This window comes from Chryseobacterium phocaeense (assembly GCF_900169075.1).
GTDB lineage: Bacteria > Bacteroidota > Bacteroidia > Flavobacteriales > Weeksellaceae > Chryseobacterium > Chryseobacterium phocaeense.
The window spans coordinates 2,621,508-2,641,450 of the sequence record NZ_LT827015.1 but is presented as its reverse complement, the minus strand read 5'-3'; the positions used below and the strand labels follow the sequence as shown (position 1 = coordinate 2,641,450).

Genomic DNA, 19,943 nt, shown 5'->3' with positions numbered 1-19,943 from the left:
CTATGGAAATAAAAGATATTGTAAAAAAAGTAAAGCAGATAGAAATCCGGACCAGAAAAAAGACGGAGGCTTCGCTTATGGGGCAGTATCACAGTGCTTTTAAAGGGCAGGGGATGACGTTCTCAGAAGTCCGTCCGTACCAGTTTGGGGATGAGATCCGGAGAATCGACTGGAATAAAACCGCCCGTTTCCGGGAGCCGTTCGTCAAAGTAATGGAGGAGGAAAGAGAGCTCACGATGATGATTCTGGTAGATATTTCCGCATCCATGGATTACGGCACCAAAGGCCAGCTGAAAAGGGAATATGTGGCGGAGATCGCTGCAAGCCTGGGTTTTTCGGCTGCCGGAAATAATGATAAAGTAGGGCTGATCCTGTTTGCAGATAAAGTGTATAAAGTGATTCCGCCGCAGAAAGGCAGAAAGCATATTCTTTCCATCATCAGCAATATATTGACAGCTGATTATGTTCCGGCTATTTCGAAGATTGATAAAGCGATGGAATACATGATGGGCATTTTTAAAAGGAAATCCCTGGTATTCCTGTTTTCAGATTTTGAAGATGAATATGACTCCAAAATGCTGCGTGTGGCTTCAAAAAAGCATCAGCTGCTGGGCATGAGGATTTATGATGAAAAGGACAATGAAATTCCTGACGTGGGCTATGCGCTTTTATATGACGCCGAAACAGGAAAAGAAGTTTGGGCAAATACGTCCAGTGCAAGATGGAGATATACCTTTGCCGAAGCCCAGAAACAGAAAGTCCGGGCTCTGGAAGAAGATTTTGCCAACAGTTCGGCCAGTTTTATGAATATCAGCACCGGCGCGGATTATTCAAGGCTGTTATATAATTATTTCCAGAAGAAGTAAAATTTAAACAACAAAGACTGCGGTCTTTAACCATTAGTATTTGAAATTGAAAAAAATAATATTCATACTTTCTTTTTTAATCTGTGGACATGCTTTTTCACAGATCCTTTCTTCCAATCTTGAGAAGAAAACCCTTGCATTGGGTGAAGTAAATCATCTTGTTATTAAAATAAACAATATTCACGAGATGCAGGTCACTGCTGCCCCTAAAAATGAGCTGCTTCCTTTCCATTTTGAGGAAATTAAGGACAGCATCGGGCAGAACCAGAATTCCTACGAAAGAAAAATTGAATTTTCAGTCTATGAAGAGGGGAAATTTACCATTCCTGAACTGGAATTTAATGTAGGCGGGAAAATTTTAAAAACCATTCCTTACGAAATTGATGTCATCAATACCGCCCAAAAGGCAGACCAGATCAATGATATCATGAATAATAAGGAAGTAAAGCTTGAAACCCAGGATTACTGGGAACTTTATAAATTTTATATTCTTGCTGCTCTGGCAGTTATTGCATTGATTATTGCCATTGTCATGTTCGTCAAATGGGGCAGAAAATCCAAAAGCTCGCCTGTGGTGGCTACCAATCACACGCTAAAGGAACTGGATTCCCTGAAAAAGAAAAAATACATTGAAAGCGGGAACTTCCGTTTGTTCTATGTTGAATTAATAGAAATATCAAGGACATTTATTACAAAACAATATCATCTTCCTGCGGATGTTCTGCTTACAGACGATCTTATTGACGTGATGAAAAGGAACAATACCATTTCTCAGGAAAACGAGAAGATTGTGGAAGAGGTATTTTTAAGGGGAGATCTGGTGAAATTTGCAAAAACCTTCCCAGATCAGGTGACCATGGAAAAAGATTTTGCAGACATCCGGGATTTTGTGAAGAGATCATCAAAGGATTTGGAATTTGAAAACTTAAGAAAGGATGTTTAATTTTGAATTTTACAGTCCGTGGTTCCTGCTGCTTTTTCTGCTGTTCATTCCGCTTCTTGTAAAGGATGTAAGCGGAAAGAAGAAAAAAGGGATAAAAGTTCCCACCGTTAGCCATATGGAAGACAGCGGGGGCATACGTGCTGTGCTTGCCCTGCTCAAAATCTCGAAATACATTATCCTTTCGGCGCTGATCATTGCGATGGCAAGGCCCAGAACCTTTACGGTTTCCCAGGACAGGGATGATACGAAAGGGGTGGATATTATGCTTTCTGTAGACGTTTCCCTGAGTATGCTCGCCAAAGACCTTAGTCCGGACAGGATTACCGCACTGAAAGATATCGCCGTAAAATTTGTCCAGAAGCGCCCGAATGACAGGATTGGTGTGGTAGCCTATGCTGCCGAAGCCTTTACAAAAGTACCGGTAACCTCCGATCATCAGGTCGTAATTGATGAAATTAAAAACCTTAATTCTGCAGGTCTTGAGCCCGGAACCGCTATTGGGGAAGGACTTTCCGTAGCTGTAAATCACCTGATAAAAAGCAAAGCTAAAAGTAAGGTGGTGATTCTGATGACTGACGGGGTTAGCAATATTCAGAATGCGATACCGCCGCAACTGGCTGCAGAACTGGCCAAAAACAATAATATTAAAGTATACTCCATCGGGATAGGAACCAACGGTTTTGCCCTGATGCCTACTTCACAGGATATTTTCGGAGACCTTATTTTCACGGAAACGGCTGTGACCATTGATGAAAATACATTGAGAGAAGTAGCACAGACCACAGGCGGAAAATATTTCCGAGCCACTTCCAACAGCAGTCTGGAGGAGGTCTACGATGAGATCAATGAGCTGGAAAAATCTGATATCAAGGTTTCCAAGCTGTACAATTATGATGAGTATTTTAAAATCTTCCTTTGGATCGCATTGGGAATGCTGTTCTTTGATGCGTTATTGCGATGGGTAATCTATAAATTTTTAAGCTGATGAGTTGGTCCCTGGGAAATTACTGGTATTTACTTTTGCTGCTGCTGTTGCCGCTGCTTTCGTTCTTCCTGATCCGTTTTCTGAGATGGAAAAAGAAAAGAAGAGAAATCTTTGCAGACAGCCGTTTTCATGATCAGTTGTTTGAAAACAGATCCGGGTTTGTGAAAATTTTCCCGGCATTATATCTTTTGGGAACGCTTTTCCTGATCTTTTCCATCATCGATCTTCTGAACGGTTCGGAGGAGGTGAAAACCAACCAGAAACTGAACAATGTTATCTTTATGCTGGATGTATCCAATTCGATGAATGCGGAAGATATTGACCCCAGCCGTCTGGTGGAAGCCAAAAATCTGATGATCAACACCATGCAGAAGATGAAGAATGATAAGATCGGAATTGTGATTTTTGCAGGTGAAGCGGTTTCTATTATGCCGCTTACCACAGATTACGGTTCGGCGGAAACCTACATCAGTGCGGTGGAAACAAGTTCGATGAAGATCCAGGGAACTGATTTTCTGAAGGGGATGCAGGCTGCGGCAGAAAAGTTTAAAAACGTCAGTAAAGGTTCAAGAAAAATAATCCTGCTGAGTGACGGGGAAGATAATGAAGGAAATGACAATGCGGCGATCAGGCTGGCCAATAAAGAAGGAATTTCCATCACATCGGTTGGGATAGGAACAGATGAAGGAGCACCTGTGCCGGAATATGTATTCGGGCAGCTGATGGGCTACAAGACCGATATGGATGGCAGTACGGTGATCTCCAAAAGACAGACTGAAGCCCTTAAAAAAATGGCGGAATCCACAGGAGGAGATTATATAGACGGAAACAACATCAATGAAGCTCCGGATAAAATCATCGATGCCATGAACAAAAAGTCTTCTTCTGCACAGACTTTGGTGAGATCCCAAAACGCGAATCACTATTATCAATATTTTTTAATCGTATCTATTTTCTTTTTCTTTTTAATTTATATATTGAATCCTAAAAAAGATTTTAATATATAGATTTTTATCTATTGTTTATCAAGATTTTAAATAATACTTTAACCGAACTTTAACAAATAAAAGCCTGTTTATTAACATATAAACGAATAATTTTGCAGTTGATGAATACTAAAATCATTTTTTTATCGTTTCTTATTGCTTTCTCCTTCTCAAACTTCGTTTCGGGGCAGGAAAATTACAGGACTTTAGTGTATGAAGGCAATCAGAAATTTAATGGTAAAGACTATGATGGAGCGTCTTCCAAGTATATGGAGGCTTTAAAAAACAATGAAAAGGATTTTACAGCGCATTATAACCTGGGGAATGCCTTGTATAAAAGTAAAAAATATGAAGAGGCTAAGGCAGAATTCGACAAAGCCCAAAAGCTTGCCCAAACCCTGCCGGATAAAACAGCTGCTCTTCATAACCTCGGAAATGCTTATATGCAGATGAACCAGCCGGAAAAGGCGGCGGATTTTTATAAGAAGGCCCTGAAGCAGAATCCTTATAGCGAGGTAACCCGGAAAAATTATGAAATTGCCAAGCTGAAAGAAAAAGAAAAGCAACAACAGCAAAAAAACGAACAGAATAACTCTGGAAAAGGCGGCGGAGGTAATGATCAGAATAAAAATGATGATCAGAAAGGCGACAAAAAAGATCAAAAGCAGGATCAGGGAAGCGGCCAGCAGAATGAAGGGAAAAGTGATAAGGGAGATACTCCGAAAGACAACCAGAATGATGAAGGAAAATTGCCGAAAAACCTTGAAAATGCCATATTAGATAAAGTAAGCGAAAAAGAAAAAGAAACCGCCAGAAAAATCTTAAATAAGAATTCTTATTCGGTGCCGCAGAGCAACGAAAAAGATTGGTGATGCAGCAGAAACTGATTTACATACTATTTATTTTTGCATCCGTAATTTCTTACGGACAGGTAAACCTTTTCATGGAATCTGATAAAGCAGAATACAACGGAAAGGATATTGTAAATCTTACGATCGTGCTGGAGCTTAACGGGATAGATCTTGAGCCGCAAACCCGTTTTCAGCTTCCTGACCTTTCAAAATTCAATATTATAGGAAGCGGATCCGTAACCAATACCGTTATTGATCCGGCTACCAACACCCTGATTACCCAGAAAGTATCCAGAATTGCCCTTGAGCCTAAGAAAAAAGGGAAAATTAAAATCGGTTCCGTACTGGTAACCGTTAATAACAGGATCTACAAAACAGAACCTTTTGATGTCAACATCAAAGACATTATAGACAGGAGGTCTCTTGCCGGCAATGTTTCCAATGAGGTGTATCTCAATATGGAGATAGAAGACCGGGAGATCTACCAGGATCAGCCAACGGTAGCTGTGCTGAGAGTGTATTCCAAAAGCATGGACAACTTCAGAAAAGTGAAGGATGTTCGTCTTCCGCATCAGGATAATATCAATGTGCATCCGATCAGCATGAATAAATCTGAAATAGATCCTACGGGAGCCGGAAATATGGCTTCCCAGATTTTAGCGGTGTTTATGGTATTCCCGAATGAGGCAGGATATGTGGAGGTTCCTTCCGTATCAGCGTCAGTAAGCTCTTATTCCAATAAAAACAAAATTGTTTCCAATAAAGTAAAGCTGAATGTAAAAAAGCTCCCTGAAGGATCACCTGAGTGTTTTAAAAATGCAGTGGGGAACTTCAGTGTGAATGTTTATAATGCTTCAAAGGAAAAGGTAGAGGTTGAAAAACCGGTTCATGTGATTGTAAAAGTTTCTGGAGAAGGAAATCTTCCTGATATGTACCTTCCGAAGATCGTTTCATCCCCGGACTACGAAGTTTTTGCTCCAAAGATCACCTCTAAAGTTGCTCCCGGAACAACGGGAATGAAAGGGGAAATCTTCGCCAATTATGTGGTGGTTCCTAAAAAGCCCGGCGCAATTTCTATACAGACCGAGCAGTTTGCTTTCTTTGACCCGGCCAGCCGTGAATATGTAGACCTGGGGCAGAAAACACTTGCCCTGAATGCATTTTCCCACGACCAGATTCTGGAATCCCGTACCACAGTTGAAAAGGTGAATGAATATACCAACACCCTTTTGGAGACGGTAAATACCCCGGTTCTGAAAACTACTACCCTTAAAGTAAAAGAGAAGAGTAAATTCCACTGGAATATACTTTTAACCAATATTGCCATTCTTGTAGGATTATTAATAGTTTATCTGCTATTTAAGACCTGGCAAAAAAAACGAACACTTGTTAGAGAAACGGCATCACCAAAACCGCTTGGCTCTGTGGCTGAAACGGAAAGAGAGATCAGAGAAAAATTAAAGACAGACATAAACGATTATTTCAGCTATCTTGAAAATCTGAAGGATAACGGGGATTATGCTAAGTTCTTTGATACGCTGGAAGAAATGGATCTTGATCTGAAAAAGCAGTATAACCAGACTTCTTCAGAAGATTTCAGAGCATTTCTGGAAAACAAAAAAGGATCTTCGGTTGCTGAAGAATACAGAAACTTATCCCAAAGGATTCAGATGGAGAAATATTCGCCATTGAAATCAGCAGAAGGGATGGATGAGCTTTTAAAGGCGGTTGTTAATTTGTATTCACGTATTAGCAAATAATCATTTATTTTTCATATTTTTGCGAAATTATTAATTACAAAGAGATGGAAATATTTAATGATTTCTCTATTAAAGAGATCTTTACCTGCTTTATGGTTCTTTTTGCCGTAATCGATATTATCGGCTCTGTTCCTATTGTAGTAAGCCTTCAGCAGAAATTCGGACAGATTGAGGCCGGAAAGGCGTCCATTACTGCAGGAGTGATTATGATTGTTTTTCTTTTTGTAGGAAATAAAATCCTTAAACTGATCGGGGTAGACGTTAATTCCTTTGCAATTGCCGGAGCTTTTGTGATTTTTATCATAGCCCTTGAAATGATTCTCGGAATTGAGATCAACAAAACCACCGAAGCAAAGGCTGCATCCATTGTCCCTATTGCGTTTCCGTTGGTTGCCGGAGCTGGAACCCTTACCACAACGCTGTCTCTCAGGGCTGAATTCCATGACATTAATATTATTTTAGGAATCGTTCTCAATACAATTTTCGTATATTTGGTGCTGAAATCAGCGAAATGGCTGGAAAACAAAATGGGGGAGGCTACCTTGTCTATTCTTCAGAAAGTTTTCGGGATTATCCTTTTGGCGATTTCAATAAAATTATTCACCGCTAACTTTGCCCAATTGGTGCAGAACTATATTAATTTTTAAGAATCATGCAGAAGTTTTATAAAGTATTTCTCGTTGTGTTTATCGTGTTTATTGCCATTAATCTTTATGCGTTGGACTGGCAGACGGATCTTCTATCAGAAGATAACCTGAAGTTTGTATTCTCAATAGCAGCGGCAGTTCTTGGTCTTATTTTGCTTTTTGTACTGGATACGTGGAGCAGAATCGGAGTGAAGAAATAATTTAAGAATCACATTATTCAATATACCCAACCTCTTTCATTGGAAAGAGGTTTTTTGTTTGTGTGGCGGCTGAGGCTTCCGAAGCCACCGTTTCCCGAAGCGACCATCGTCCTAAAAAACAATATTCTTTAAAATTGCTTCGGATTTCAGTTCAGTTTCAATCCATTCCTTTTCCGGGTTGCTTTGTGCCGTGATTCCGCCGCCAACAAATACATGTACGGAATCCTGATACAGTCTTGCGCATCTGAGATTCACGAAATACATAATGCTTTCATCGGTTTCCACTTTAATATAACCGGCATAGAATTCACGGGGGAATTTTTCCAGTTGCTGGATGTTCTTTTTACAGAAATCCTTTGGAATCCCACACACGGCCGGAGTAGGATGGAGGTCATGAATCAGGCGGTCCAGATCATCAGGATGGATATGGGCTTTAAAATCCGTCCGCAGATGTTTGATATTTCCTGAAACGTGGTCATACGTTTCTGATTGCTCGGTATTTTCGGAATAATTCGCAAGAATATCTTTGATATAGGACGTTACTGGCTTTTGCTCTTCAATCTCTTTCTCAGTCCATTCCTCAGAAACCGGAAGTGTGCCGGCAAGGCTCATGGTTTCAAACTGATGGGTTGTTTTATTGAATTTCCCCAGAGTCTCTGAAAAAGCACCCATCCACGCGTTTTTCCCGTCATTAAAAATATACCTGAAGGCATTGGGATAAGAAGTACACAGTTTTTCAAAGCTTTCTTTATAATCTATCCTTTCGAAATCAGTGAAAATCTTTCTTCTTGAATAGACCAGTTTTGGGAGTCCGTTCTCTTTAATTACATCAATCACCTTATGTAAAGTATTGATATATTCATCCTTCGTTCCCGCATTGAAATGGCTTTCATCTTTCAAAAGATATTCATGGATCTTTTCTTTTTCAAACTGTCCTGCAGCTTCAATAATACTGCCCTTAAAACCGATCTGCCTCAATACATCAAAAGAATAGAAATGAATGGATTTTTTGTTTTGTTTTTGATCCGTAGAGTACAATGTTTCGTCGAAAGGAAATTTGAAATAAATCATGATAAGACTGCTTTTTCAAAAATCAAAGCCTGGAAATAAGGTAAGAAACTCCTAAGCTGATTTTGCTTTCTGCAAAGGTATTATTAGTCTTAAAGATGTCAAAATCAAACGACGTATTTTTTAATGAAAAATGGTTGATTTTATAATACTGATATTCTAGATCAATCAGGAACCGGCTGGAAATCTGATATTGCAGACCTAATGAAAATCCCATGTTGATCCGGTTGTTTTTAAAGTCATCCAATTTGTTCAGAATCTGGTTTTCCGGTACTAAAAACTGCATTTTGTAGGTGTTTTTATTGACTGAAAACCCTGCAAACGGACGGAATTTTTTCCATTCATACATTGCTTTCACCTGCAGAACGTATTCAAAGTGTTTATTATTAAACCTCTGAAACAACAAAGGCTGCTGGTCCCGGGTAAAGTAAAATCCACTGAGAGGAGTATCTTCTTTGGTGGCATCTAGATTGAGGGTGGAATGCCAGTAAAAAACATTTGCAGAAAGCATGATCGAAAATCGTTTATAAATACTTCCTGAAATCCAGATTCCTGAATTGAACCCAGGCTGCCGGCTTTTTTCAGATGATTCTTTATCCCAGCTGCTATGTTTTAAACCCATTCCAGCTACCACACCAAAGGCGAATTTTTTCGCTTTGATTTTCAGTCCTTTTGTTGTATCTGAAATTGTAATATACTCAAATCCCGGTTCTTCACGAACAGCATTCATATCAGAGATAACCAACGGTTTGGAATGGATGCCAACCGGTTTTATTTTTAAGACTTTTTCTAAGTAAACGGTATCATAAACAATGACTTTTTCATATACATACACCGTATCAACCTTTCGCTTTTCTTGTGCCAATGAAAAGTTAATTAAAATCAAGAAAAAGAGTAAAAATACCTTTTTTAAAAGCATGGTTTGATCAGTTTTATCTTTCGATATAAATGGTGTCCCTCTGGATAATTTTTTTCACAACAATTACTTTGTGAGAAGCAGGCTCTGCAGAATCTTTTTTTATTACAGTTTTTGAAGATACTAAGTTTTTTGTTTTGAAAGCTGGAGAATAATCTGTTTCTGCATTTTTCCCTGGTTCTGAATTTGATTCCTGAGAGATTGAGTTATGTTTTAAAGCTTCCTCAGGATCCGTTTTACTTGCTTGATCTGTTTTAATTTCATGGGTTGTAAAGGGCTTTTCTTCTGATTTAGAATCTGAGCTATTGGATTGAAGTGCTGTTATTAAAGAGTTTTTTGGATTAAATAATAAAATGGATCCAACAATAATAATGAAGATCGTAGATCCGGTAACAATTTTCTGTTTCCAGAGATTATTTGATGAAAATGAAATTGTATTAAGCGGAATATCAGAAGGAATCTGAAAACTTTTGGAAGGTGAAACAGTGAAATCTGAAAACTTGCTTTTAAAAGTCTGCGCCCACAACAGCCCTCCAAATCCTAAGAAAATTAAAATCCGCGCAGTTTTATTTTTTTGAGTTTCACTATTGATAAAATAGGCCGTCAAATAATTCTGCACAGATTTTTTTGCCCTCATTAAATGTGATTTGGAGGTGTTGACAGGAATTTTCAATACGTGTGAAATCTCCGCATGTGAATAGTTTTCGATATAATACAGGTTGAAAACCGATTTGTGATGATGAGGCAGGCTGTCTATAGATTGTAAAAGCTCTTCTCTTGTAAAATGGTAAGCTAAAATGTGGTTTGTGTCGTCAGTTACAGAGGATGCGGTCATTTCGGGAGAGTTTTCTGAGATTTCGCTGGTAAGTAAGACTTCTTTACTGGATTTCCGGAGATATTGTAAAGCATTATTGACTACAATTTTTTTAAGCCATGCCAACAGAGTCTTTTCATCTTTAAGCTGATGGTTTTTCTGTATGGCAGTGATGAAACTATCCTGCACAATGTCTTCAGCCGTGTAAACATCCGGTATATATCTACGGCAAATCCCCAAGAGTATTGGGGAGTTTTCAAGATATATTTTTTGCCAGTCTGTTTTTATTTTTGACATTTTAATTTTCTACAACAAAGATAGATTCAAAAATATTTCCCAAGTGAACATTATTAGCTATATGGTCTATCTGTTGTGTTTCTACTCCATTGATAAACACTTTATAGGCAATATTAAGCGAACCTGCCTGAGAAATCTTTTTACAGATCATATAATTATTACCGTCTAATACTTTTAAATCTGTTATATCATTAAATCCATTAGGATTATTTACGGGAATCATGTTTCCATTTTTGTAATAAGACTGCCCGGAGAAAGAATAAATATCATTATGATCCAGCCGTACATTTACTCTGCCGCCGCTAGTTGTATAATGATTGGTATTATTAAGTAAATTTTTAAAGTAAGAACTATGGGCACCTGAATCATGAATTACCATAAATACACCGTTCGCATTGGATTCAATACCATGAGCCAATGAGTTATTTTGTATAATGGATGTATAGTTATTATTTTTATAGTACCCAATTTCTGAATTATTGGGAACCGGATATTTTATTACAGGGACATACACATCAGTATTATGGACGGTGATACCCATAAGTTCTCCACCAGTATTAGAGTTTGTCTGTGTGAATAATACATTTTTTATTCCATTTTTCCAGTAACAATGCTCAATGGGATATATAGCTGTCCCTCTTATATTTCCTACTATGTAAATGTCATTATTTTTTACATAAAAATCTCTAATCCGTATTATACTGTTTGGAGCTGCGCCTAAATAGGAGGAAAAGTCATATTTTGTATTATTCTTCCAGAAACTTCCATCTGCAAAAACGTAAACATTGTTATTTTCAACAATTATTTTTCTGGGGCCTATATTATTTCCGTTAACCAGATCTACTTTAACATTATTTTTCCAATAACAGGCTTTATTATTTTCCATACCTGCAACATAAACATCATATGATGCCACATTTTTTTGCAGTGGATCAGGATCATTATCCTGGCAGGAAATCATAAAAATAAGTAACAAGAGTAAAAATGAGTTTTTCATAATCTTTTTTCTTATAAGATGCAAGAAAAGAAAAAGGTTGCAGTTATGATACAAAAAAAGCTCAAAAAAAATTTGAGCTTTGTATTTTATGGTGTTTAAAACCTATTTGTTGATGATGTTGTTGGTCATCGTGGTGTGGTTAATCAGTGCGCCTTTTTCGTCCCTGATCTCAATTTCGGAAACATGCATCGTTTTTCCTTTTCTGATGAAGCGTGCCGTAGCCGTTACCATACCGTCTTTCTTACTTTTAAGGTGATTGGAATTGATATTGGTTCCTACACCGTAATATTTGCTGCCATCGATAAAAAGATTGGACAGGCTTGATCCCAGGGTTTCTGCCAGCACACAGCTTGCGCCACCGTGCAGGATTCCGAAAGGCTGATGAACCTTTGGCTGTACAGGCATGGTAGCCGTTAAAGTTTCATTGTCCACATCCACATCGATGAATTGTATTTCAAGTGTCTTTGCTAATGTTTCACCCTCGCCCCAGCTGTTTAAGAAGGTAAGGAGTTCCTCTTTGGTTTGCCCTTTCATTTTTATAATTGATGAATGATAATTGATAATTGATAATTGATGTCGGTATGAAAAAGTAATTTTGCTTCTAACTTCTAACTTCTAACTTCTAACTTCTAACTTCTTCCTCGCTTCCGTTACCCATAATATTCGGGTTCCAGTTGGCCGGTATTTTAGGGACGATGTCGTTTTTGATATAATAATCCTGAATCTCGTGCATAATTTCTGAAAACGAAGCCGAAGCAATTCTTTCATACGGAATGGTATAACCCAGATACACAATCTTTCTTTTGAAATCTCCTGCTGCCAGCACGATAGGGACTTTAGCGGCCAGGGCCATATGATAAAACCCTTTTCTCCATTTCGGAACCCAGCTTCTGGTCCCTTCCGGAGTGATCACAAGACTGAAATCTTCTTTTTCGAACTGTTTAGCCACAAAATTCACCAGGTCATTTTTCTGGCTCCTGTCGATGCCTATGCCTCCCAGACCTTTTACCACACTACCGTACCATGCTTTGGTGTGGGCATCTTTAATGATAATCTTCAAAGGTTTTTTCAAAGACCAGTAGGCAAGATTTCCCAATAGATATTCCATGTTATGGGTATGGGGTGCCACCACGAGGATACACCGGTTCAGGCTGTTTACATCGCCCTGCAGGACAACTTTCCAACCCAACATCTTTAACATTAATTTACCTATCAGCTTTCTCATATATCTTCAGATTAAAACAAAAAAGTATAACCAATCTGGTTATACTTTACAAATATATTGAAATATTATCGCTCTTAAAACAAACCGCTGATTAAATCTGCGATCTTCATTACAATTTCTAGTGCAACTTGTACCATGGTTAGAAGGTTTTTAATGATTTGGTTAATTATTTTTTAACTACACGAATGTATAACATTTTTTTAACATAGCGAACTAAATATTCATTTTTTTTCTGATTTCCGAGAGAAGAAGGGTGTGAATTTCAAACGGTTGCCTTCAATCCACACCTTCTGCACTCTCTGAAGTTAATTATTTAGTTTGTATGGAAATTTCGTCTTTTCCGTCCTTGATTTTGATGTCTACATTTTTATTCATCTTTTTGATGGTAGACTTCATGGAATCAATAACCTGGTCAGCCTGGTTTTTTGGAACTTTTTTCCCGTTGATGATAAGGCTGTCTTTGTCATCAGAGTTATATTCAATGGTAGAACCGTTTACAGAGATCTTATTTTTCTCGATTCTGATCTGTCCGTTTTCATCCTTATCCTGTTCATCATCATTGATACCGTCTGCATTCAGGTCTCCCTCAAAATTGATCATATTATGTTTTGAAGGAAGTACCACTGTTTTTAAAGGAACTACCAGTTCATAATTGATGCTGTAATCTCTGAATCTGTGCTCGTAAGGATATTTTACGTAGTTCGGAAGAATCACTTTATTATTTACAACTTCTACAGGAACACTTACATTCAGTGGAAGGTTATATCCTTTAGCCTCTTTCTTAATGATTAAATAAGGGGTTTTGATATCCGCTTTTCTTGTTACGTCTACGTGAATCCAGTCTTTTTCGAATACTGATACTTTATCTGAATAAAGATCGTTATCATATCCTTTGAAGTTCTGAGGAATCGTTACCTGCTTCACATCTACATAGATACTGTCTGATGGTGTACTGATGGCTACTTCTTCCGTATCTTCTTTATGGCCTTTTAAGAACATTTCTTTTTTCGCCATGCTGAATCCGAAATATGCTCCAAGAGCGATTAGTGCAAGGAATAATGCCCCGATTACCCAACCTGTGTTTCTTAATTTCGTTTTAGGGGAAATTAATTTGATACTTAATATCCCGAAAATCATTGCCGGTAATAAACTTCCCAGAGTGATCAGTGCCATGATAACATATTTCATGCTGTCATTATCAAAATAGAAATTCATTTCGCTGATAGGAGGGAAGTCGCTGTCTGCTCCCATGAAACCGAAGATTACAAATACCCCCATTAAACAGGAAACTGACATGATGGCGAAAATACCACCCAGGATATAACGGATTATATTCCATACTCCGCTGCCTGCATTGTTGATGTACGGCTTGCTTTCGTTGTACATCTCTCCGACCCTCTGAGTAGATTCATTGGCAAATTGTACCAGTTTATTGGACTCATTCTTAAGATTGTCGAAGTTCATAGGCTTTCCCTTCATTTTCAGGTAATCTGCAGCTGTTTCTGCTTTTGGAAGTACAATCCAAAGAATTACATAAAGAAGGCCGATCAGTGAAGAAGAAATGGCTGCGGTGAAAATACCCAGGATAAATATTCCTAACCAGATGGCCCTCATGGCTGTAATATCCATTCCTACATAGTGGGCAAGACCTGCACACACCCCTGCAACTTTTTGTCTTTCAGGATCACGGAACAATTGTTTTTTGTCAGTATATTCCGCACCTGCCTGGCGTGATTTTTTGCTGTTCTTTTCAGAATAGTAAGCTTCTTCCTGCTCTTCTATTTTTTCAGGAGTTCCGATCTGTGCGATTACTTTTTCTACATCCGTATCGTTGATCACTTCACGTTTTCCTAAAGAATCTCTGAAGATTTCTACCATTCTTATTTCTATATCATGCATCACCTCCTCCTCCTCTGAAGCATCCAATGAGCTTCTCAGTGCATTCAGGTAATCGCTGAGCTTTATATATGCGTGTTCTTCTATAGTAAAAGAAAAACCTGCGAGTCCTATTGAGAGTGTCTTGTTCATAGCTTTGTTTTTTAAATTTTTTGAGTGATTTGGTTGACTGAGTCTGTGAGCTCTGCCCATGTATTTTGAAGTTCGTCCAAGAAAAGTTTTCCTTTTTCTGTGATCTGGTAATATTTTCTTGGGGGTCCTCCTGTAGATTCTTCCCATCTGTAGGAAAGGAACTCGCCGTTTTTCAATCTTGTAAGGAGAGGATAGAGGGTTCCTTCCACTACATCCAGTTTTCCTTTTTTAAGTTCATCTATAAGGTCGGAAACATACATTTCACGATGATTGATGAGACTTAAAATACAGAATTCCAGAATTCCTTTACGCATTTGCGCTTTGGTATTTTCAGTATTCATCTTTAATAAGTTTTGTTAATTAGTTATATGGTTTAGAATAATGTTCCTAGCTAGTTGAACCTATTCTTATTTTACATTACAAAGATATGTAATTAAAATGGTATTATGCAATACAAAGTAGTGAATTTTTTCATTAAAAATATCTAATATATTGATTTTCAGTTAAATAATTTTTAGCCCGAATTTCATGAAAGCATCTTTTAACTTAAAATAAGGGTGAAAAACTTCAGATTTCGGAAGCTGATTCGTATTTTTGTTATGATTTTTTCTGAAATATTCAATTTTAATATTCAAAACAACGATGAATACTGCCATAGTTTATAAAACCTTATCTTCACTGCTGCTGCTCGGGCCCCTGTGTTTTGGGCAATACCGCTTTAAAATGGATAATGAATCCAAAAAGTACAATGCGGAAATTACAATGGAAGAATGTGGAACGGATGCATGCCGGAATAAAGCTGATATTGTGATTTTTAATAAAAAAGGAGAGAAAATACAGACGTTTACTTCCGAAAATCTGGTCATCTATTTTAAAGAGGGTTTAAAACCGTCAGAAAATAATATGATACAGCTCACCCGGGAAATGACCCAGGATTCTCCGGTGTTTTTCGATGATTTTAATTTTGATGGGACAGAAGACATCGCTATACGAAATGGCAATGGGGGAAACTATGGCAGCGGTTCCTATGATGTCTATGTTTTCAATTCAACCCGGAAACAGTTTGTTCCCAGTGCCGAACTGACCGACCTCGCAAGCTCTTACCAGGGGATGTTTGATGTAGATGCCAAGCGTAAACGCCTGACTACCTATGCAAGATCAGGAGCTGCCCTGCATTATGTCTACGAATATCAGGTAATTCCAAACAAAGGAATAGACCTCGTGTACGAAGAAATAAGTGATTTCAGTGATGATGAGAAAACTAAAGTGACCGTAAGAGAGAAGATCAATAATAAATGGGTGGTGAAAAAATCATACAAAAAATAACATAATAAGATATGAAGATACAGAAGGAAATTGATTTTATCCTGGCAGTGGATGCCCTGAAAAATGTACAGAGAAGAAATTATAATGCCGATGACTCCCGAAGGGAAAATACCGCAGAACACTCGTGGCAAATCATTATTCTGGCCCAGATCCTGTTTCCCTACGCCAAAAACCGTGCAGATATTGATCTTTTAAGAGTCATCAGAATGCTTTCCATTCACGATCTTGTAGAAATAGAAGCCGGAGATACCTTCCTTTTTGACGAAAAAGCAATGGTAGGAAAGTTTGAGCGGGAGAAAATTTCAGCACAGAAAATATTCGGAATCCTGGATGAGCCTTTACGGACGGAATTCTTTGAGCTCTGGCTTGAATTCGAGGAAGAGAAAACTCCCGATGCTATTTTTGCCTGCTCTATCGACAGAATTATGCCGTTTATCCTGAATTCGCACACTTCAGGAAAGAGCTGGACAGAAGCCGGAGTTACTGAAATACAAATCAGAAATATGCTGGAAAATGCCATTACACGGGCGTCGGATGAGATGGGAGAGGCGTTTGAAATGCTGTTGAGCAGAAGTCTGGATACGGAGAAGGTAGTGAGATAAAAAAGGTTTCGGGCGGCCGGAGGCCGCCCGAAACCTACAAGATAAAAAATCAATCAAAAAGCAGGTTCATCGAACCTGCTTTTCGAATATATATATTAACAATTATTTCAATGTAAACTTCACTTTCGTTTTAATTGCATCCGAAGAATTTCCGATCTGTGCTTCGAAATCCCCAGGTTCGGCAGTCCATTCGTGTTTATCAGCATCAAAATAGCTGAGTGCTGTTTTATCAATGGTAAAGGTTACTTCCTTCTGCTCACCGGGATTTAGGTACACTTTTTCAAAGCCTTTCAGTTCCTTTGCAGGCCGTGGTACAGAAGATTTAAGATCGCTGATGTAGAGCTGTGCAACTTCAGCACCGGCTTTTTTCCCTGTATTTTTCACACTGACTGTGAAAGTGATGGTATCATTGGCTGAGATCGTAGTTTTATCAGCTTTAGCTTTTCCAAATTCAAAAGTGGTATAGCTCAAACCATGTCCAAAACTGAATAAGGGTTTGATCTTTTTCGTGTCATGCCAGCGGTATCCCACAAAAATACCTTCGTTATACGTAATATTAATAGGATTTTTCTGATCTTTTCCCTTTCCGGCCGCCAGCTCATCTTTCTGTCCGGGATATTCTCCCAACTGATGCGCCGAATTATCCTCAAGCTTTACAGGTAAAGTAAACGGAAGTTTTCCTGATGGATTGGCATCACCGGCCAGAACAGAAGCAATAGAATTTCCGGCTTCCGAACCAAGGTACCACGACTGCAGAACAGATGGAACTTCTTTGATCCATGGCATGGCCACAGCATTCCCGGAAACAAGAACCACGGCAAGATTTTTATTGGCTTTTGCCAGTGCTGCAATCAGATTGTCCTGATTGTAGGGAAGTCCGTAGCTTTTTCTGTCATTTCCTTCACTGTCCTGGAAATCTGATTTATTCAGTCCGCCTACAAAAATAACGTAGTCCGATTTTTTCGCTAATTCAACAGCCTCATTCAGTAATTCATCTGCAGAGCGGTCGTCTTTTAAATTCTGTCCGGATTTTACTCCGTTGTATTCTCCGCCAATGTCACCTACATATCCTCTTGCATACTGTACATCTGCCTGTTTCCCGAATCTCGCTTTAATACCGTCCAGAGGAAGCGTTTCATATTTTACTTTCAAAGATGAGGATCCCCCACCAACAGTCATGATTTTAATGGCATTTTCACCGATAACAGCAATCTTCTTAGCTTTATTCATATCAATCGGAAGAACATTCCCCTGATTTTTCAGCAATACAATTCCTTCCTCTCCAATCTCTTTCGCCACAGCTTTATGCTCCTCGGAAGCAATATTCCCGAAAGGTTTATTTCTGTTCATCGTGGTTTTATAAGCCAGGCGAAGAAGTCTGGTTACTTTGTCGTCCAGTTCCTGTGTTCCCACTTTTCCGGCTTTGATGAGATCTAGATAAGGTTTGGCTAAATAATAATTGTCATAGGCATTTTTTGTTCCGGCAGAAAGACCGTTGGTCCAGCTCCCGAATTCAAGATCCAGACCGTTGTGAATAGCCTGTTCCGTATTGTTGACTGCTCCCCAATCGGAAACCACAACCCCTTTGTAGGCCCATTCTTTTTTGAGAATATCATTTAAAAGGTATTGGTTTTGGCTCGCGTACTGATTTTTATACATGTCATAGGCACCCATGATCGTCCAGGAGTCACCTTCAGTTACAGCGGCTTTAAAAGGCGGAAGATAAATTTCGTAAAGCGCCCTGTCATCCACATTCACATTGCTGGTATGACGGAACATTTCCTGATTATTCAAGGCAAAATGCTTCACAGAAGTGGCAACACCGTTAGATTGTACGCCTTTGATATAAGGAACCACCATTTTTGAGGTCAGATAAGGATCTTCACCCATATATTCGAAATTTCTTCCGTTCAGCGGGGTTCTGTAGATATTCACACCCGGGCCCAGAAGGATATCTTTTTTTCTGTATCGGGCTTCTTCTCCTAAGGCTTTCCCGTAATTCCAGGACATTTTTTTGTTCCAGGTTGCAGAAAGAGCGGTTAGGGCAGGGTAGGCAATGATAGAGTCATTCGTCCATCCGGCCTGGTCCCATTCATCCCACATGACTTCAGGACGTACCCCATGTGGCCCGTCGGTGGTCCAGAATTCAGGAATTCCCAATCTCGGAACACCCGGAGAACTGAACTTGGACTGTGCGTGAAGCATAGCCACCTTTTCCTCAAGGGTCATTCTGGAAAGCGCGTCCTGAATACGCTGCTCCACAGGTTTCGATTCATCTAAATAAACGGGTTGAGTATGATTCTGGGCCATATACGAAGCAGCAATAAAGGTGAATAAACTTACAATGGCGGTTTTCTTTAACATAAAATGCCTTTTTATTGATTAACAACAAAAGTAAGTAAAATTTTTATTATCTCAAATTGAGAAAATAAAAATAATCAATAAAATTTAAGTGGGAAGGTTTGAGGGTTTGAGAATATTAGGGTTAATTGACCATCAATTATCATTCATCATTTATCGATTATCAATTATCAATTATTACTCATTACCCATTACTCATCACTCATGTTCCCCCATCCCTTCACCGCACCACCTTTAAAAATCTCTTTGGCTTTTTTTACCACTTCCTCGGATTGATAAGCTTTTACAAAGTTTTTTACTTTATCTGAATTTTTATTATCATGCCTTGCAACAATAACATTCACATAAGGAGAATCTTTATCTTCACTGAAAACACCTTGTTTATCGGCATCCAATCCCGCCTGTGATGCAAAATTATTATTGATTACTGCAATAGCCACTTCTTTGTCATCCAGCACTCTGGGAAGCTGCGGTGCTTCGATTTCGAGGATTCTCAGCTGTTTCGGGTTTTCTGTAATATCTGTGACTTTGGGAAGCAATCCAATCCCTGCTCTTAATTTTAAAAGTCCGTTTTTCTGAAGCAGCAGGAGAGACCGGCCACCGTTGGTCGGATCATTGGGAATAACAATCGTGTTTCCGTTCTTAAGCTGACTGATATGTCTGATCTTTTTGGAATAGGCAACAATAGGGTAAACAAACGTATTTCCTACCACAGCCAATTTGTAGCCTCTCTGTTTCGCCTGTTCGTTCAGATAGGGAACATGCTGGAAAGCATTGGCTTCAATATCCCCATTGCTTAGAGCTTCATTGGGGACCACGTAATCGTTGAATGGAATGAGCTCTACTTCAAGATTGTATTTTTCCTTTGCTACTTTTTTCGCCGCTTCGGCAATTTCCAGCTCCGGCCCGTAAGTAATTCCTACCACGATATGGTTGGGATCATCTTTTTTTCTTGTACACGCATTAAATATCAGTAGTGCAGCCGTTAAAAGGCTTAGTATTTTTATTTTTTTCATTGGAATTTTTATTTTTTTGAAAAGAACATTAAAGGTGGCTGAGGCACCCGAAGCC

General features: G+C 38.8%; 20 protein-coding genes. 10 read left to right on the top strand and 10 right to left on the bottom strand.

From position 1 onward, the window contains the following. The first annotated feature begins 2 nt into the window (after positions 1–2). The 8 genes from B7E04_RS18740 to B7E04_RS18705 all read left to right on the top strand — a co-directional run bounded on the left by B7E04_RS18740 (position 3) and on the right by B7E04_RS18705 (position 7,238). Entirely contained in the window at positions 3–866 is an 864-nt protein-coding gene (locus B7E04_RS18740; protein ID WP_080780074.1) for a DUF58 domain-containing protein, read from the top strand. A 46-nt stretch (positions 867–912) separates the two neighbouring features. Further along, on the top strand, positions 913–1,809 hold the full coding sequence (locus B7E04_RS18735; RefSeq protein ID WP_139785444.1) for a BatD family protein: 897 nt from the start codon (positions 913–915) through the stop codon (positions 1,807–1,809). After that, entirely contained in the window at positions 1,802–2,794 is a 993-nt protein-coding gene (locus tag B7E04_RS18730) for a VWA domain-containing protein (protein WP_080780072.1), read from the top strand. The genes B7E04_RS18735 and B7E04_RS18730 overlap by 8 nt, the downstream gene beginning before the upstream one ends. Then, positions 2,794–3,801: a vWA domain-containing protein gene (locus B7E04_RS18725; RefSeq protein ID WP_080780071.1), complete on the top strand. Its 1,008-nt coding sequence runs from the start codon at positions 2,794–2,796 to the stop codon at positions 3,799–3,801. The genes B7E04_RS18730 and B7E04_RS18725 overlap by 1 nt, the downstream gene beginning before the upstream one ends. A gap of 101 nt (positions 3,802–3,902) precedes the next feature. Continuing rightward, positions 3,903–4,652, top strand: a complete 750-nt coding sequence (locus B7E04_RS18720; protein WP_080780070.1) for a tetratricopeptide repeat protein — start codon at positions 3,903–3,905, stop codon at positions 4,650–4,652. Next, positions 4,652–6,391 carry a BatD family protein gene (locus B7E04_RS18715; RefSeq protein WP_080780069.1) on the top strand — a complete coding sequence of 580 codons (1,740 nt, stop codon included), beginning with the start codon at positions 4,652–4,654 and terminating at the stop codon, positions 6,389–6,391. The genes B7E04_RS18720 and B7E04_RS18715 overlap by 1 nt, the downstream gene beginning before the upstream one ends. A 44-nt stretch (positions 6,392–6,435) precedes the next feature. Continuing rightward, positions 6,436–7,038, top strand: coding sequence for a MarC family protein (locus B7E04_RS18710; RefSeq protein WP_080780068.1), 603 nt, complete (start codon positions 6,436–6,438; stop codon positions 7,036–7,038). 5 nt (positions 7,039–7,043) lie between these two features. Beyond that, entirely contained in the window at positions 7,044–7,238 is a 195-nt protein-coding gene (locus tag B7E04_RS18705; RefSeq protein WP_062648888.1) for a hypothetical protein, read from the top strand. Between the two features lie 111 nt (positions 7,239–7,349). Here B7E04_RS18705 and B7E04_RS18700 read toward each other — a convergent pair whose 3' ends face one another. From B7E04_RS18700 to B7E04_RS18665, 8 genes are all read right to left on the bottom strand, one after another. Beyond that, positions 7,350–8,309 (bottom strand): chorismate-binding protein, encoded by a 960-nt coding sequence (locus B7E04_RS18700; RefSeq protein WP_080780067.1) that lies wholly within the window; start codon positions 8,307–8,309, stop codon positions 7,350–7,352. Positions 8,310–8,331: 22 nt separating this feature from the next. After that, positions 8,332–9,171: an outer membrane beta-barrel protein gene (locus B7E04_RS18695; RefSeq protein WP_165439473.1), complete on the bottom strand. Its 840-nt coding sequence runs from the start codon at positions 9,169–9,171 to the stop codon at positions 8,332–8,334. Between the two features lie 67 nt (positions 9,172–9,238). Further along, entirely contained in the window at positions 9,239–10,333 is a 1,095-nt protein-coding gene (locus tag B7E04_RS18690; protein ID WP_080780065.1) for an RNA polymerase sigma factor, read from the bottom strand. Between the two features lies 1 nt (position 10,334). Next, positions 10,335–11,330 carry a hypothetical protein gene (locus B7E04_RS18685; RefSeq protein ID WP_139785443.1) on the bottom strand — a complete coding sequence of 332 codons (996 nt, stop codon included), beginning with the start codon at positions 11,328–11,330 and terminating at the stop codon, positions 10,335–10,337. 102 nt (positions 11,331–11,432) lie between these two features. Then, a complete protein-coding gene (locus B7E04_RS18680; RefSeq protein ID WP_080780063.1) occupies positions 11,433–11,864 on the bottom strand; it encodes a PaaI family thioesterase in 432 nt (143 codons plus the stop codon). 88 nt (positions 11,865–11,952) lie between these two features. Beyond that, positions 11,953–12,555, bottom strand: a complete 603-nt coding sequence (locus B7E04_RS18675; RefSeq protein WP_080780062.1) for a 1-acyl-sn-glycerol-3-phosphate acyltransferase — start codon at positions 12,553–12,555, stop codon at positions 11,953–11,955. 309 nt (positions 12,556–12,864) lie between these two features. After that, positions 12,865–14,583 carry a PspC domain-containing protein gene (locus tag B7E04_RS18670; protein ID WP_080780061.1) on the bottom strand — a complete coding sequence of 573 codons (1,719 nt, stop codon included), beginning with the start codon at positions 14,581–14,583 and terminating at the stop codon, positions 12,865–12,867. Between the two features lie 11 nt (positions 14,584–14,594). Next, on the bottom strand, positions 14,595–14,924 hold the full coding sequence (locus B7E04_RS18665) for a PadR family transcriptional regulator (RefSeq protein ID WP_062648869.1): 330 nt from the start codon (positions 14,922–14,924) through the stop codon (positions 14,595–14,597). 301 nt (positions 14,925–15,225) lie between these two features. Here B7E04_RS18665 and B7E04_RS18660 point away from each other — a divergent pair, with 301 nt between their 5' ends. Further along, positions 15,226–15,909: an XAC2610-related protein gene (locus B7E04_RS18660; protein WP_080780060.1), complete on the top strand. Its 684-nt coding sequence runs from the start codon at positions 15,226–15,228 to the stop codon at positions 15,907–15,909. 11 nt (positions 15,910–15,920) lie between these two features. Beyond that, positions 15,921–16,511, top strand: coding sequence for an HD domain-containing protein (locus tag B7E04_RS18655; protein ID WP_080780059.1), 591 nt, complete (start codon positions 15,921–15,923; stop codon positions 16,509–16,511). Positions 16,512–16,613: 102 nt separating this feature from the next. On the opposite strand, the gene B7E04_RS18650 is transcribed toward B7E04_RS18655, so the two are convergent. Together B7E04_RS18650 and metQ are read right to left on the bottom strand one after the other, a co-directional pair. Next, positions 16,614–18,875, bottom strand: a complete 2,262-nt coding sequence (locus tag B7E04_RS18650) for a glycoside hydrolase family 3 C-terminal domain-containing protein (protein ID WP_080780058.1) — start codon at positions 18,873–18,875, stop codon at positions 16,614–16,616. Between the two features lie 188 nt (positions 18,876–19,063). Beyond that, positions 19,064–19,888 carry a methionine ABC transporter substrate-binding lipoprotein MetQ gene (gene metQ, locus B7E04_RS18645; RefSeq protein ID WP_080780747.1) on the bottom strand — a complete coding sequence of 275 codons (825 nt, stop codon included), beginning with the start codon at positions 19,886–19,888 and terminating at the stop codon, positions 19,064–19,066. Positions 19,889–19,943 lie beyond the last annotated feature (55 nt).

Bases quoted from the DNA above. Each gene is read 5' to 3' on its own strand.
- B7E04_RS18740 (WP_080780074.1), top strand. From the start codon at position 3: ATGGAAATAAAAGATATTGTAAAAAAAGTAAAGCAGATAGAAATCCGG.
- B7E04_RS18730 (WP_080780072.1), top strand. From the start codon at position 1,802: ATGTTTAATTTTGAATTTTACAGTCCGTGGTTCCTGCTGCTTTTTCTG.
- B7E04_RS18725 (WP_080780071.1), top strand. From the start codon at position 2,794: ATGAGTTGGTCCCTGGGAAATTACTGGTATTTACTTTTGCTGCTGCTG.
- B7E04_RS18720 (WP_080780070.1), top strand. From the start codon at position 3,903: ATGAATACTAAAATCATTTTTTTATCGTTTCTTATTGCTTTCTCCTTC.
- B7E04_RS18715 (WP_080780069.1), top strand. From the start codon at position 4,652: ATGCAGCAGAAACTGATTTACATACTATTTATTTTTGCATCCGTAATT.
- B7E04_RS18710 (WP_080780068.1), top strand. From the start codon at position 6,436: ATGGAAATATTTAATGATTTCTCTATTAAAGAGATCTTTACCTGCTTT.
- B7E04_RS18705 (WP_062648888.1), top strand. From the start codon at position 7,044: ATGCAGAAGTTTTATAAAGTATTTCTCGTTGTGTTTATCGTGTTTATT.
- B7E04_RS18700 (WP_080780067.1), bottom strand. From the start codon at position 8,309: ATGATTTATTTCAAATTTCCTTTCGACGAAACATTGTACTCTACGGAT.
- B7E04_RS18690 (WP_080780065.1), bottom strand. From the start codon at position 10,333: ATGTCAAAAATAAAAACAGACTGGCAAAAAATATATCTTGAAAACTCC.
- B7E04_RS18685 (WP_139785443.1), bottom strand. From the start codon at position 11,330: ATGAAAAACTCATTTTTACTCTTGTTACTTATTTTTATGATTTCCTGC.
- B7E04_RS18680 (WP_080780063.1), bottom strand. From the start codon at position 11,864: ATGAAAGGGCAAACCAAAGAGGAACTCCTTACCTTCTTAAACAGCTGG.
- B7E04_RS18675 (WP_080780062.1), bottom strand. From the start codon at position 12,555: ATGAGAAAGCTGATAGGTAAATTAATGTTAAAGATGTTGGGTTGGAAA.
- B7E04_RS18670 (WP_080780061.1), bottom strand. From the start codon at position 14,583: ATGAACAAGACACTCTCAATAGGACTCGCAGGTTTTTCTTTTACTATA.
- B7E04_RS18665 (WP_062648869.1), bottom strand. From the start codon at position 14,924: ATGAATACTGAAAATACCAAAGCGCAAATGCGTAAAGGAATTCTGGAA.
- B7E04_RS18660 (WP_080780060.1), top strand. From the start codon at position 15,226: ATGAATACTGCCATAGTTTATAAAACCTTATCTTCACTGCTGCTGCTC.
- B7E04_RS18655 (WP_080780059.1), top strand. From the start codon at position 15,921: ATGAAGATACAGAAGGAAATTGATTTTATCCTGGCAGTGGATGCCCTG.
- B7E04_RS18650 (WP_080780058.1), bottom strand. From the start codon at position 18,875: ATGTTAAAGAAAACCGCCATTGTAAGTTTATTCACCTTTATTGCTGCT.
- metQ (WP_080780747.1), bottom strand. From the start codon at position 19,888: ATGAAAAAAATAAAAATACTAAGCCTTTTAACGGCTGCACTACTGATA.